The sequence below is a fragment of the Alteribacillus iranensis genome (assembly GCF_900113025.1).
GTDB lineage: Bacteria > Bacillota > Bacilli > Bacillales > Marinococcaceae > Alteribacillus_A > Alteribacillus_A iranensis.
Genome location: NZ_FONT01000005.1, coordinates 222642 through 237026 on the forward strand (window position 1 = coordinate 222642; position 14385 = coordinate 237026).

General features: G+C 39.7%; 16 protein-coding genes. 10 read left to right on the forward strand and 6 right to left on the reverse strand.

Annotated elements, in window-relative coordinates:
• Positions 1-15: 15 nt before the first annotated feature.
• The 4 genes from hpaB to BM095_RS12530 all read right to left on the reverse strand — a co-directional run bounded on the left by hpaB (position 16) and on the right by BM095_RS12530 (position 3848).
• Positions 16-1488: a 4-hydroxyphenylacetate 3-monooxygenase, oxygenase component gene (gene hpaB / locus BM095_RS12515; RefSeq protein WP_091662347.1), complete on the reverse strand. Its 1473-nt coding sequence runs from the start codon at positions 1486-1488 to the stop codon at positions 16-18.
• 13 nt (positions 1489-1501) lie between these two features.
• Positions 1502-1987, reverse strand: a complete 486-nt coding sequence (locus BM095_RS12520) for a flavin reductase family protein (protein ID WP_091662348.1) — start codon at positions 1985-1987, stop codon at positions 1502-1504.
• 192 nt (positions 1988-2179) lie between these two features.
• On the reverse strand, positions 2180-2944 hold the full coding sequence (locus BM095_RS12525; RefSeq protein ID WP_091662352.1) for an arylamine N-acetyltransferase family protein: 765 nt from the start codon (positions 2942-2944) through the stop codon (positions 2180-2182).
• A gap of 19 nt (positions 2945-2963) precedes the next feature.
• A complete protein-coding gene (locus tag BM095_RS12530) occupies positions 2964-3848 on the reverse strand; it encodes an alpha/beta hydrolase (protein ID WP_091662355.1) in 885 nt (294 codons plus the stop codon).
• Between the two features lie 156 nt (positions 3849-4004).
• Here BM095_RS12530 and BM095_RS12535 point away from each other — a divergent pair, with 156 nt between their 5' ends.
• A complete protein-coding gene (locus BM095_RS12535) occupies positions 4005-4835 on the forward strand; it encodes an MOSC domain-containing protein (RefSeq protein ID WP_245757897.1) in 831 nt (276 codons plus the stop codon).
• 30 nt (positions 4836-4865) lie between these two features.
• The gene (locus BM095_RS12540) at positions 4866-5549 is read left to right on the forward strand and encodes a phosphoribosylaminoimidazolesuccinocarboxamide synthase (RefSeq protein ID WP_091662360.1); all 684 of its coding nucleotides are present in this window, start codon (positions 4866-4868) and stop codon (positions 5547-5549) included.
• A 47-nt stretch (positions 5550-5596) separates the two neighbouring features.
• Here the strand turns inward: BM095_RS12540 and BM095_RS12545 are convergent, their stop codons facing one another.
• The gene (locus BM095_RS12545; RefSeq protein ID WP_091662363.1) at positions 5597-5839 is read right to left on the reverse strand and encodes a YgaP family membrane protein; all 243 of its coding nucleotides are present in this window, start codon (positions 5837-5839) and stop codon (positions 5597-5599) included.
• Between the two features lie 354 nt (positions 5840-6193).
• Here BM095_RS12545 and BM095_RS12550 point away from each other — a divergent pair, with 354 nt between their 5' ends.
• The 6 genes from BM095_RS12550 (at position 6194) to BM095_RS12575 (ending at position 11257) form a co-directional block, all read left to right on the forward strand.
• Positions 6194-6925 carry a YqjF family protein gene (locus BM095_RS12550; RefSeq protein ID WP_177194811.1) on the forward strand — a complete coding sequence of 244 codons (732 nt, stop codon included), beginning with the start codon at positions 6194-6196 and terminating at the stop codon, positions 6923-6925.
• Positions 6926-7016: 91 nt separating this feature from the next.
• Positions 7017-7394 (forward strand): PH domain-containing protein, encoded by a 378-nt coding sequence (locus BM095_RS12555; protein ID WP_091662368.1) that lies wholly within the window; start codon positions 7017-7019, stop codon positions 7392-7394.
• 143 nt (positions 7395-7537) lie between these two features.
• Complete coding sequence (locus tag BM095_RS12560) at positions 7538-7864, forward strand: DUF3870 domain-containing protein (RefSeq protein ID WP_322787615.1); 327 nt, start codon at positions 7538-7540, stop codon at positions 7862-7864.
• Positions 7865-7976: 112 nt separating this feature from the next.
• Positions 7977-9149: a DUF819 family protein gene (locus BM095_RS12565; RefSeq protein ID WP_091662373.1), complete on the forward strand. Its 1173-nt coding sequence runs from the start codon at positions 7977-7979 to the stop codon at positions 9147-9149.
• Positions 9150-9168: 19 nt separating this feature from the next.
• Positions 9169-10239, forward strand: coding sequence for a dipeptide epimerase (locus tag BM095_RS12570; protein ID WP_091662376.1), 1071 nt, complete (start codon positions 9169-9171; stop codon positions 10237-10239).
• A gap of 16 nt (positions 10240-10255) precedes the next feature.
• Entirely contained in the window at positions 10256-11257 is a 1002-nt protein-coding gene (locus BM095_RS12575) for a C40 family peptidase (protein WP_091662378.1), read from the forward strand.
• A 46-nt stretch (positions 11258-11303) separates the two neighbouring features.
• On the opposite strand, the gene BM095_RS12580 is transcribed toward BM095_RS12575, so the two are convergent.
• The gene (locus BM095_RS12580; RefSeq protein WP_091662381.1) at positions 11304-11666 is read right to left on the reverse strand and encodes a SpoIIAA family protein; all 363 of its coding nucleotides are present in this window, start codon (positions 11664-11666) and stop codon (positions 11304-11306) included.
• A gap of 169 nt (positions 11667-11835) precedes the next feature.
• On the opposite strand from BM095_RS12580, the gene BM095_RS12585 reads away from it, so the two are divergent.
• Both BM095_RS12585 and BM095_RS12590 read left to right on the forward strand, forming a co-directional pair.
• Positions 11836-13344 carry a potassium/proton antiporter gene (locus tag BM095_RS12585; protein ID WP_245757898.1) on the forward strand — a complete coding sequence of 503 codons (1509 nt, stop codon included), beginning with the start codon at positions 11836-11838 and terminating at the stop codon, positions 13342-13344.
• Positions 13345-14313, forward strand: coding sequence for an alpha/beta hydrolase (locus BM095_RS12590; protein WP_091662383.1), 969 nt, complete (start codon positions 13345-13347; stop codon positions 14311-14313). It abuts the gene before it with no gap.
• The last annotated feature ends 72 nt before the right edge of the window (positions 14314-14385 follow it).

Genomic DNA, 14385 nt, shown 5'->3' on the forward strand with positions numbered 1-14385 from the left:
CTAAAAATTAGAATTTTAATTCATGGATAAGTTCTCGGACTTATCAAGCTGTAGTGCTCGATCAACCATAGTAAATTGATTTTCTTGTTTGTATTTATTATAGAACATTCCTAATTTTCTGACCGGATCACCGGAATAATACCTCTCGTATTGAACGAGACGCTGTCCGAACGCTTCACCGGAGAGGTCCCAAGCCAGCTTAAAGAGTCTGATTCTGTCATAAGCCTCGACACTTTCACGACCTCCATAATATCTGTTAATATCCTCCCGAAGCTCAGGATGCTCCACATCAAATCCTGTCGGCGATAATAATAGTCCTCCTGCCCCTATTGTTTGTATCACTTCAATAGCACGCGGATATGCTTTTGGTAAAATACCACGTATCGTCTCTAATGAAGTGAAAGAAGGGACTGCTTCACCCTGCTCATTAATGGCATATTCATTTTCCGCTGTACGTAATAACGCTCTAATTGTTTCCACAGATTGAGCTAATTCACCTAATTGCGTCTGAACATTCAGAAATCCATCCACACCAATAGCATCAGCTACTCGAGAAGCCACTTGCTGTGCAAATCTTAATTTCACCAATCCTCTTACACCGTTTTGATGTGTATTTTGACTGAGACCGGTTTGCGCATAAACGGTATTACCCGCTTCCAAGTTATTGTGTACGAATACTCTATTCCATGGAACGAGTACATCATTGAAAATTAATACCGCATCCATTTCTTCAAAACGTGAAGCTAATGGATGATCAAATACTGGTCGTTTCCCACTTTGCATCGGTTCACGACAGACAATCCGTAACCCAGGTGTATCTATTGGAATGGCAAACGATAACGTATAGCGTTCATCCCCTTTTCTAAAACCTGGAAACGGATAAATAATAACTTCATCTGTTATAGGAGCCAGTGTAGCCAGCATCTTAGCTCCACGTACTACAATTCCTTCGGACGTTTCTTCAACAGCTCCCAGGTGGGTAAACGTGTCTTTTTGTTCATGAGCAGCTTTGCTGCGGTCGTTTTGTGGGTTAATTAACGCATGAGTCAGGAACAGATCGTTATCTCGAATGTATTTATGGTAATTGACGATATTCTCCGCCCATTTAGAGTTATATCTTTCAAAGAATTTATAATTGCTTGCCATGGATGTCACTGTGACATTTAAGAAGTCTGGAGATCTACCCATGAGTCCGAATGTAGCTTCCGCCCATGCTTCGTATAAGTTTCTTCTCCTCATTAAGTCATCAAAACTTTTAGGAACGAGAAACGCATTTGATACTCTTTCACCTGTTTCTTCACAAATGTCTGTTATTTTCTCCTTATACTCTGGGTCATGCTGCATATCATATAGCTTTGCTATTTCTTGAATTGGCTGACGAAAGTTAGGTTCATTAAGTAAGTCTGTCACTCTTCTCCCTTCAAGCCATACTTCACGCGGTCTTGATTTTAACCCGTTAATGTAGTCCTGTCCCGTACGAATACCCACTCACATACACCCCTTATGATTTTTTTGTTAGTTGATTCCCATCATTCGTCTTAGAAAATCCACCTTTAAAAAACACAAGTCCCTCTTTATCCTTTGAAGAAAAATACTCTACTTTCCCAACGTATAGCACGTGATCGCCACCATCATATTCCTGCCAAGGAGAACATTCAAATGTGGCTAGTGCTCCAGCCAATTTTGGTCCAATATTGGAATCTTCCCATTGAATATCTAAGTCTGGCTGTTGCCGCCCTGCAAATTGCCAAGCGACTTTTTCTTGATCTCCAGACAATATATTGACAACGAACTGTCTTCCTTTCAAACCTTGACAAGCTTTAGCCTTGCGATCAATAGAGACTAATATTAATGGCGGGTCAAGAGACACAGAAGTGAAGGCGTTTACAGTAACGCCATTTCTCTCTCCCTCGTCTCCAAACCAAGTAACTACGGTGACCCCTGTTGCAAATTTCCCAAGACAATTTCTCAGTTCCCTAGTATCCATATACTCCCTCCTCCTTTTGTCTAAGTTATTTACATTGTAGAAGCCGTCGTTTTTTTACTCAATTGAAATATTTCACTATGTGGAATTTTCTGAAATAATTTTAAAAATTTTTTTGGGTGAGTGGTATTTTATTACCGGTCCATTATACTCGGGTTAAGGTTACTATTAATCTTAAATATTATTTTTGAATTGTCAACTAGAAGATAGATCCTCTAACTCGATCCCGAAGTATTTTTTTAATATTTTACATTTCTCTGTTGGATGTATCGTTCGCTCTGTTTTATTGTCATTCTCTATTATTTTTAACGTGTTATCAAGCAACGTCACGCGTCCTCTTTCAAGCGCCTTTGTCGCTATACTTTCTTGGGTAAATCGAGAATTCGGGGACGTTTGATTATAATGACACATGGGTGTAAAATCACTTAAGTTTTTAGGTTCGGTGCGGAAGCGGTAAAGCGTAACCCATTCTTTATTTTTCTCCACTTCGAATAAGAAATCTTCTTTTCTTTCCTTTACTCGGTACACCCCAACACCATCGTCGATAACCTCCCCCGACAAAGGGACCGGTATTCGGACGGAGTCACCAAACCCAACATCCACTAAGTACGGCTCATGCAGGGAAACAAGTATAGCAGCATGGCTATCGTCGAGAGCCCAAGAACCATCTGGTTTCCTGACTGTTCCGCTAATCAAGTGAGAGGAATAACCTAACTCTTGCAGTAACCAATGAAATAGTCCGTTTAATTCGTAGCAAAACCCCCCTCTATTCCGCAACACTATCTTTTCATAAAACTTCTCTATATCTAAATGGATAGGAACGTGACGCATGACATCTTGGTTTTCAAATGGAATATGGAGCATATGTTGGTACTGCAGGTGACGTAGAAATGTTAAACTACCTTCGCCTTTTTTGCCCTCATCAACGTTCATTCTATTTAAATACAAATATGGATCCATATCTTTCCTCCTCTACCTTTCACATAAGAGATTTCAACTGCTCAATCCTTGAAATAGAAAAATTTCCAATCTCTTCCTGACATAACACCTTCTTGAGAAACTTTAATACTTCGGTAGCTACTATTGTATTCGGATAATCTTTCATTCTACCGCCCTCCACCTTTGGCAACAGATTAAACCAAAAGTGTCCTTTATCTGATATCTCAAAAGTTTCCGTTTGAATACCAGCATTTCTTAATTTTTTCGAAAAATTTACAGATTGGGTGGGAGGAATGACTTTATCCGTTTTACCCCACGTTAAAAAATAACGCGTATCGAAAATTGGATGAGTCAATGCTTTTTCAATAGAATGAATGGGTGACGCTTCTATATAGATACTACGATTATCTTCATAGGAAGCACCTAATAATCTTTTTAGTCGCACTTGATTGTCAGTAGAGGTCTTCCATAGCTCTTTTAAATGATACACTCCATATGCTCCTACAACTGCACGTATTTTAAAACTCGCATTGGTTGCGTAAAGAAGAGAAAACTGAGAAGCCAAGTGACCTCCTGCAGAATCTCCGATTAATCCTAATCGCTGCGGTTCAACTCCCCATTCGTTTGCATGTCTGATAATAAAATTGATAGCAGCTTGTATGTCATCTAAAACAGAAGGGTAAATGGAATAAGAAGGAGTCATTAAGCGATAATTAATTGCCATAGCTGCTACCCCTGACTCTGCTAAGTATTGTCCCCATTCTCTATACATTTCTTTAGAGCCTGATTGAAACCAACCTCCGTGAATTAGAATAACGATGGGTATGTCTTTCCCTTCTGAAGGACGGAATATATCAGCTGTTAAAAGTTCACGTTCTGTCTTTCCGTACACAAGATTTTTTTCCATAACAATTTTCAGAGCCATGCTCGTCCTCCTTCCTCTTCTTTTACTTTCAAACTACATTTTGACACTAACTATTACAATGTAATTATCCCACATAGCGAAATCACTTGATACAAAAGGATGCAGGACTCTTCACCATCTATCTTGTATAATTATAGTAAAGGAGGATGGAATTTTTTGAAGAATATAAACGTTGTATCATTAAGAAGATATCCCGTTAAATCAATGATGGGAGAAGAATTAAACGCATGTGAAGTAACAGAAAAAGGTGTTCTTGGTGACCGTGCTTACGGTATTATCGATAAAGAAACAGGAAGACTTGCGAATGCAAAAAACCCAAAAAAGTGGCCGAATATGTTTCAATACAGAGCCTCATTTGTAGAGCCTCCTCAGCAAGAGGATGCCATACCACCCGTACGTATCACATGTCCCGACGGAACTTCGGTCACCCATTCAGATCCTGAGGCGGAAGACATTCTATCGAGGAGCTTTCAGCGTAATGTATTTGTTGGCACCCCTTCGACCTCGGATCGTGAGTTCGAAGGATTGATACCTGAAAATGTAAGCGGGCTGGAAAACCCCGGCAGTGTATTCTCCAAAGCAGCTCCTGCAGGCACATTTTTCGATATTGGAATGGTACATATCGTAACTACTTCATCCTTAGAGGAATTAGCAAGACGAACCCCTGGAAGCCGAATTGAAGCAAGAAGATTTCGGCCAAACCTCATTCTCAATGTGGAAAACGGTGAGTCATTTGAAGAAAATAGTTGGGTCGGAAAGACTCTCTCTATCGGTAATGAGGTCAAATTGAAGATAGTACAGAATACAAAACGTTGTATTATGACTACACTTCCACAAGGAGACCTTCCCAATGATCTTAACGTGCTGCGTTCTGCTGTGAAGGAAAATGATGGCAATATCGGCATTTATGCGAACGTACTGCAATCAGGAACCATCCATATCGGTGATCGTGTTACAATAGACGGGGTAACAAACGCTTCATCTTAAACAATTATCAACAGGAAGGAACTTCGTTTCATGAAACTTATCTATTCTGGGAAGACAAAAGATGTGTATGAAAATGATGATCATTACGTATTGAAGTTCAAAGACGATGTTACCGGCGAGAATGGCGTCTTTGACCCAGGGGCTAATTCCGTGGGACTTACCATGGAAGGCGCAGGAAAAGCAGGTTTGCGTTTAACCGTATTCTTTTTTGAGAAGTTAAAAGAAGCAGGTATCCCTACTCACTATATCGATGCAGATATCGAACAAGCTGAAATGTCTGTGAGACCCGCGTCTGTATTTGGGGAAGGGTTAGAAGTCATTTGCCGCTATCGTGCGGTTGGAAGCTTTTTACGAAGATATGGAAAATATGCAAAAGAAGGGCAACCCCTTGATGCTTTCGTAGAGGTTACGTTGAAAGATGACGAAAGACAAGACCCTCCTATCAGTGCAGATGCGTTAGAAATGCTCGGTATTTTGGATCATGAAGAATACAGCCGTTTGAAAGAGTTAACCCAAAACATTAGCGGCGTGGTAAGAGATGAACTAGCTAAAAAAGATATAGAGCTATATGATATCAAACTGGAATTTGGGCGTTTAGACGATGGTACGATTGTGTTAATTGATGAAATATCAGGTGGTAACATGAGAGCCTATCAAAACGATGACTATATGGAACCTCTTGAGCTCGAACAAATGATGTTGTCTAGCAAATAACAATCCCCACCGGCTGCCTTGAATGATGCAGCCGGCTTTTCTCTCTATTAAGGTAGTACAATGTTTCCTGATTGGCTATCTTCCTCTTCCTTTTTATTCTTAACTATCAAATCCTTGATCGGACAATACCTCATGATCCCTTCACCCACTTTTTGAGCACCTAATGCTGCACAGAGAATGTGGACGGAAGGTGACTTATCTTTTGCCATTTCTCCTGTTGCCCAGGCAATCAACGTTAAACCGCCAGTAATTCTCAAAATAGCTTCCCCTGTGCCGACGTTTTTTTCCATATTGAACACCCTTCCTTTATATATAGTACAAATTCATTTCCCTGCCCCTGCTGCCCTGAAACCAAATGCTCTCAAGTCTTTCAAACATTGGCCTCCTCATAAAACGACAATGCAATGGGTAGGTTGGAGACCCTGAGCCTCCTGGGGCAGCAGGAGTGCTATTTCAGAGAGAACACTAGCTCAGAAGATGCTATGAATTATTCACACTACTACCCAGGAAGAAAAGAAGTTATTGCTGGTTTTCTGTCTTTAGAGCATGGTTATATATTTTCAGAAAGGGAACATTTAAATATAAAATAAAGAAAATGCTCGTCAACTACTGAGAATAGGAGAATGATAGAAAGGGGGAGAATCATGTTTCAACATGTTTTAAATAACACTTCACATCGTACATCTCCGCTGCCGACAGGCCCCTGGGTGATGACACAGCGCTGGGATCACTTACTGTTTATGCATTGGCCTGTCACTCCCGAAATTATAAAGAAACATGTACCAGAAGGAATGACAGTAGATACGTTTGATAGAAACGCTTGGATCACTATTATTCCATTTAAAATTGGTGATATGCGTTTTCGAAAACTTCCTCCGTTCCCATTTTTAAAATCGATGCTTGAAGTAAATGTGAGAACCTACGTCCGCAGAAATGGTGTGCCTGGTATTTATTTTTTTAGCCTCGAGGCTAGTAAACTTCCGGCTGTGATTGGTGCGAGAGCGGCCACCCTTCCCTATTATCATGCAGATATGCACATGAAATCTATAACTGATACTTTCTATTATGAAAGTAAAAGAAAAGGCTCACAAGCCGCTTTAAGCCTTTCTTATCGTCCTGTCTCTGCTCCCTTCTTTCCTGAGGAAAATACTCTTGATGAATGGTTATTAGAAAGATATTGGCTTTGGACAAACCGAAACGGAACGATCTACTCTGATGGCATACATCATAAAAAATGGGAAGTTTATCACGCAGAAGCTAGCATAGAAGTTATGAGCCTGGCTTCCTTTCTTCCTGAAAACATTTTTGAGCGACCACCTCTCCTCCACTATGCCCTAACAAAAAGAGTTTTGTTTTGGCCAATAAGAAAAGAATAATAAGTTTACTGTTTTTTAATTTATGAGTGTACATTGAAGCTGCTTTCCCTATGTTAAAATAAAAATAAAATGAATAAAGAGGAGTGTTACAATGGGAATTTTTGACGGTATAATGGGAAATGCCTCCGAAATTGATGCCGGGAAGGCTGAGAAAGAATTAAATGAGCTTTTAGCAGAATCAGAAACTGTAGAGCATGCTTACCAGCTTATCCGTGACATGTTTATTTTTACAAACAGACGGCTTATCCTAGTAGATAAACAAGGGGTCACCGGTAAGAAAACAGAATATCATTCTATCCCATATGGAAATATTACTCATTTTTCTGTAGAAACGGCAGGTTCCTTCGACTTAGATGCGGAATTAAAAATCTGGCTGTCAGGCAGCAGTGCTCCCATCGAAAAAACATTCAATAAACAACTAAATATTTTTAAAGTGCAACGTGTACTTGCAGAATACGTAACGAAGTAGATCTTCTTAATTTTAAAAATATAATAAATTTATGTTTGAAACCGTTAACATGATTTGTTACAATTATGTCGAAATCATTAACATTCCATAATTATCCTTTGTCTTTGTCCGGATAAAGTCCATTGTGGAAGATGTTAAGGAAGATGAGACAATTGTATCCTAAAGAAACAGTATATATTGTAGGAGAAGCAAAATCTCCTCAAAATAATCCAATCACAAAACAATACCATACTTTCTTCGTCGGCTTTGTCATCGATGAAACAAACAATCGAATTGTCGATGTTGATTGTACTTCCATTCTTGGGTTAACGAAGAGATTTATCCAAGATCTATTTATAGGGGAAGTGTTTTGGGATAGTGAAACTATTATTCAAAGTATCGAAAAGAGATATTTAGGATCATCCCAGAAAGCACTCATTGTCGCTTACAAAAACGCCAAAAAAAAATATAGACAAGCACTAGACGAGTGAATGACTGCTTTGTCTGTTTAATCACGCAGATGAAACCCAGTCAGTAAGAAATGAGCTTTTTTCTTACTGGCTGGGTTTTTATATGCTTGTATTCATTGAAGGAGGAGCACACATGATTCAAGATAGTTTTTTATATTTAGGGGTATTAATGGGATTAGCTGCTATTGTAGCTTATCTGGAAAAAACCTTTTCCGGCCGTAAGTTTTTCAAATTTGTTCCTGGTATTGTACTTATTTATTTTGGCGGGGCTTTCTTAAAGACTACTGGAATTTTAGGTGATTCCGAAGTTATTGATAGTACCTACAGCAATGTTAGAGATGTTCTCTTGCCTACGCTTATCCTGCTCATGCTTTTAAATTGTGATTTAAGAAAATTGGTAAAACTTGGGCCAAAAATGTTACTTGGTTATGCGATCGCGGTAGTCAGTATCGTGGCGGGGTTTGTAGTAACTTATCTCATTTTCCAAGGATTTTATGCAGAGAATACATGGCAGGCTTTTGGCGCACTCGCCGGCAGCTGGACTGGAGGTTCTGCTAACCTCGCCATTATTCAAGGAATCTTAGAAGTACCAGAAAATATTTTTGGATATGTTCTTGTGATGGATACGATTAATTATTCTGTTTGGGTCATGATTATGTTCTGGTTAGTACCTTTTGCGGCCGCTTTTAACCGTTGGACAAAAGCAGATACCGCACATTTAGATGCTGTAAGTGAGGATTTAATTAGAGAGCATGAAGAAAACGATAAGCAACCTGGCATGTCGTTTATCCATTTGATTGGCTTACTCGGTATTGGTGTCTTCACTTCTTCCGTCGCAGCTACTGTCGCTAATTATCTACCAAGTTTCGGCACCGTGGTAAACGCTACAACCTGGACAATCTTTCTCGTTTCCATCGTCGGGGTACTGCTTGCCATGACAAAAGTTAAATCCATTCCAGGTTCTATGGACATAGCTAATGTTCTATTATACATGGTCATCGCTTTAATCGCTTCGAGGGCTGACTTTTCACAAATTTTACAAGCCCCTGTTTACATTGTATCCGGGTTTATGATTTTAGCGATTCATGCTATCGTCTTGGCCCTTGCAGCCAAAATATTTAAGTTTGACTTGTTTACATTGGGCGTTTCGAGCCTAGCTAATATTGGAGGGATGGCTTCTGCTCCTCTTATCGCTGGAGCTTATCACCGGGCATTGATACCAATTGGAGTATTAATGGCTTTGGCTGGATCTTTCTTAGGTACTTATATTGGGCTCTTGACTGCACAAATTTTATCTTGGCTATAGAAAAGAAAGGTGACATCTTATGAAAATTACTAGTATTGAAACGAAACCTGTATCCATCGAACTCCATAAACCATTTAAAACAGCATTGCGGACTGCAACCACTATTGAAACACTTCAGGTAAAAATCATTTTAGAGAATGGACAAGAGGGATTAGGTGCAGCTTCTTCTACAGAGAGAATAACTGGTGACTCTTTAGTCAGCATTGAACAAATTATTAATGGGCCTATGAAAGAGTTATTGCTTTATCGCGATATCGAAAAGATAGAAACACTATTATCTGAGCTGCAGCAAACGGTTGTTGGAAATACAAGTGCCAAGGCGGCCGTCGACATTGCTCTTCATGATGCTTATAGTCAATTGTATCAACTGCCACTTTATCAATTGCTGGGGGGTGAAACGAATAAAATTGAGACAGATATCACCATCGGTATAGATGAACCTTCTATCATGCATGAGGAAGCAAAATCCCTCACAAATCAAGGGTACTCCGCGTTAAAGATTAAGGTAGGTCATAGTGAGGAATTAGATTTGGAGCGTATTCGTTCCGTACGGCAAGCGGTTGGTTCGGAAGCTCTCCTTCGTCTAGACGCCAATCAAGGCTGGGACAGTAAACAAGCAGTTCGATTGATCCAAAAACTAGAAGACGACAATTTAGGCATTGAATTAGTGGAGCAACCTGTATCGGCACATGACTTCTCAGGCTTAAAATTCATACGTGAACGTGTAAACACACCCATTATGGCTGATGAAAGTATATTTTCTCCGTACGACACTCTACGCCTTCTAAAAGAAGAAGCAGTGGATCTCTTAAACATTAAACTTATGAAATGTGGAGGAATACGACGCGCTTATCAAATTGCAGATATAGCAGAAGCTGCTGGTGTGGAATGTATGATTGGGAGCATGATGGAATCTTCCATATCTGTAACTGCCGCTGCCCACCTTGCTACCGCTCATAAAAATATTACTCGCTATGATTTGGATGCACCGCTCTGGCTGAAAAATGAAATATTCAAGGGAGGGATGCAATTCGATGGAAAACATGTTTCATTAGACGAAGCACCAGGACTTGGATTGGAAGAACAATAACTCGGAGGTGTTCATGATGAAAACACGTATACTCTTTCTTATTTCGATTGTGGTATTTGTTACATTAAGTGCACATAGCGTATTTGCAGAAAATAAGGAATCCAATACTGCATTTGTTGATGTATCAGTCGCTACCTTATGGTCCGAACCACATATAGATCGTTCCATTGACAAGCCTGCCGTTTCTCATCCGGTTGATATGTGGGAGTGGACTACGAGTATGAACTATAATGAAAAACTTTGGCTTGTAGGAAACCTTCAAACTCAAGCTCTTTATGGCCAAAAAGTAACCATATTGGAGGACAGGGGAGAATGGGTAAAAGCTGCTGTTGAAGGACAACCAACACCGAAAAACGAATTAGGCTATCCAGCCTGGATGAAAAAATCGCAACTAACGTCTAGTCAACGATTCAATCACATGGAGCATCTTCCTTTTGCTTTAGTGACAAATCCCACGGCATGGTTATATGATACTCCTAAATTAGAGAACACCTTCAAAGAAGTTAGTTTTAATACAACCTTACCTGTCATTAACCAAAAAGAACATGCTATTTTAGTCGCCACCCCTAATAGCGGAAATAAATGGATTTCTCCAAACGATGTGGCTATTTACAACTCGGAAAAAGATATACCTGATCCTAGTGAAGAGGACATTGTAAAAACAGCCAAGCAATTTTTAGATTTACCTTATTTATGGGCGGGTACTTCCGGATTTGGTTTTGATTGCTCCGGTTTTACCCATACCATCTATAAGTCTCATGGAATCACCATTCCTCGCGATTCATCAGTACAAGCGACACATGGTACTCCAGTCGCCAGAGAAGATTTGCAAAAAGGAGACTTGATCTTTTTTGCTTATGAGGAAGGGGAAGGAAGTGTTCATCACGTGTCCATGTATGTTGGTGACGGAAAAATGATTCATTCCCCTAATACGAGCAGCACCGTCGAAATTATTGAATTAGAAGGATCTGATTATGAAGTAGAGTATGCGGGAGCGAGACGATATCTCGATCATTAATGGCGAAAGACATCGCCCTTCTACCAAAAGGGCGATGTCTTTTCATTTAAGCTGATTTCTGTATCCAATTCCAAGCTTTGTCCTGTTCTTCTTTATTAAAATGTTTCACCGTCACCCCTGGAAGTATATCCCCCATTTTAGCAGAGACTGATATCCAGTTTTCATCACTAACAACAGCAAATTTATTAAATTGATTCCACCGCTTGGCGTCTACTTTCATCCCTTCCATTATTCCTTCTAAGGTCGGTCTATCCAATTGCTCTATTTCTGCATATATATTAAAAGGTTGATCATCATTGAACTGTACTTCCGCAAATTGGTTCATTTTCTCAGCATCTTCCTTCGTTGGTTTGCCTTTAATCTCCACGGCAATCGTCTGTTCATCACGACTGGGCAGTAATCGAAACAATGGGAACCCTCCTCTAGTTGTTTTGTAAACATCTCATTCCCAACCACTAGATGAATGAAACAAAAGAGAGATGCGAAAACGTTTAATGAAAGGAATAATGGGTACTTTTCTATGTACCATACATTTTTACTACAATGCGATAAGCGAAAATAGGATAGAGGTAGATATAATGTTAACAGCAAACATGTTCAGTGATTATTTTACGTTCATTGTCGGTGCTTTTCTTGTAGCGGGAGTTTTAGTAGCACGCTTTTCCAGCAAACTCGGACTTCCCTCTCTCATTCTCTTCATTTCCCTTGGAATGGTAATGGGACCAGATGGTTTAGGCCTCCTCAATGTGTCAAATGTGGAGCTTGCTCAATTAATCGGTATTATCTCCCTTGTGATTATATTGTTTGAAGGCGGTCTTCACACTGATTGGACAACCATCCGTCCGGTTATGAAAACGGCAATTTCCCTGGCAACGCTTACTGTCTTTTTAACTTCAGCGATCCTATCATTATTTACTTATTTCATTTTAGACTTAAGTATCATAGAGGCGTTTTTATTAGGAGCTTTAGTCGGGTCTACTGATGCAGCTGCCGTATTTGCGACCTTAAAAGGAAGAAACATTAATAAACGGTTAGGTTCAGCTATGGAAGGAGAGGCTGGGGTAAATGATCCAATGGCCGTTTTTTTAACTTTATCTGCCATTCAGCTGCTAGCTTCCCAACACAATAACATATGGTTTATGATAGGATCATTTTTTTGGCAGATGCTCGCAGGAGTGGCTATTGGTGTCATTATTGGCCGAATTGCTTCTCTCTGTATTAATCATATAAATATGGATACAGGCGGAATGTATCCCATCTTCACTTTGTCCACAGCTTTCCTCACCTATGGCGCTGCCCAATTTTCACAAGCAAGTGGATTCTTAGCTGTCTATGTCTGTGCGTTGGTGATTGGCAACCAAGACCTTACGAACAGATACACGATTTCTCGCTTTCACGAAGGACTTGCTTGGATTGGACAAATTACTATGTTTGTCATATTAGGTCTACTAGTCTATCCTCATGAAATATTCTCGTGGCAAGTCGTTTGGACGGGGCTACTTCTGTCTGTATGTTTAATGTTCATTGCCCGCCCCATAGCAGTATTTTTGTCGACTATAAAAATGGGCTATACCATTCGAGAAAAGCTGTTCTTATCATGGGCTGGATTAAGAGGAGCTGTTCCTATTGTTCTGGCAACATATCCTATCGTTGCTGGAGTAGAAAACAGCAGTGTCTATTTTAATATCGTATTTTTTATAGTATTAACTTCTGCTTTGCTGCAGGGAGCCTCCATCTCCTGGGTGGCGGAGAAGTTAAGCTTAACAGGAGAAAAAAAGAAATTTCCCTATCATTCACTGGAACTTCTTACCATCGGCAATGCTGACGCAAAGCTCGTTGAATTCCATGTAACCGAAAAAACTACAATGAAAGGGAAAAAGATAAAAGAACTTCCTCTCCCTGGTGATACAGCTGTTAATGCTTTAGTGAGAGATGGCGATGTCACACCTATTACAGATGATACCATGATTGAAGAAGGAGACTTATTATATATACTCGTATCTAATAAACATAAAGAAGAGCTTAAGGTCATGTTAGGTACAAAAAAAGAAAAAACAAGAAAAGAGGAAAAAGCGGAGGCTCGATAAATGAGAAAATGGATAGGGATGGCACTTGGATTTATTGGTGTAGTAGTTATGATCGGTTTGTTGATCGCTGGTAACTACTTGTATAACGAGAGCGTCAAACGGGGAACAGAAGTCGAGCTATACCGAGGGGATGAGGAAGCGGCACCGGCTGGCGCATCTCTAACAACAGATACAGAAGATTCCGTTGTATCGGAAGCAGAAAGGTGGTTTGATCAACAGGAGATGAGCATATTAGAACAAACTTCTTTTGATAATCTCCTGTTACGAGCTGCTTTTATTAATAACGAAAACTCGAATGGCAAAGCTGTCATTCTTGCACACGGATTTCGAAAACAAAAAGAAGACATGAAAGACTTAGCTTATTTTTATTATCAACAAGGGTTTGATATCCTTCTTCCCGACACGCGCGGACATGGGGAAAGTGAAGGAAATTATATTGGATACGGTTGGCATGATCGTTTAGATTATTTAAACTGGATTGACCGTTTAATCCATGACTATAAGTCAGAGTCTATTTTTTTACATGGTCAATCAATGGGGGCAGCATTAGTTCTCATGGTAAGCGGTGAGAAATTACCTAATGAAGTAAAAGGGATTATAGCCGACAGTGGCTATACGTCTGTCAAAGAGGAATTGGCCTATCAATTGAAACATATATATGGGCTTCCATCTTTCCCACTCCTTAACATAACAAGTGTTATTACAAAAGTGCGGTCTGGTTATTTTTTTGGAGAAGCATCAGCAATTGATCAAGTAGAAAACAATACAAGACCTTTACTTATCATTCACGGGGAAAAGGATGAGCTTGTGCCAACAGAAATGGCCCACACTATTTACGAGACTGCCGGTGGAGAAAAAATGTTATGGACTGTTCCTAATGCAGGCCACATTCAATCATATAATACACAGCCTCAGCAGTTCGAAAAAAAACTGAAAGAATTTATTACTAACGTACTTCATAAAAAGTAAGCGTGTCCTTTTTAAGTTGTGAACTTTTTGTGTTCATTTTTAGAATAAAATGTTACAATGATAGTAACATTT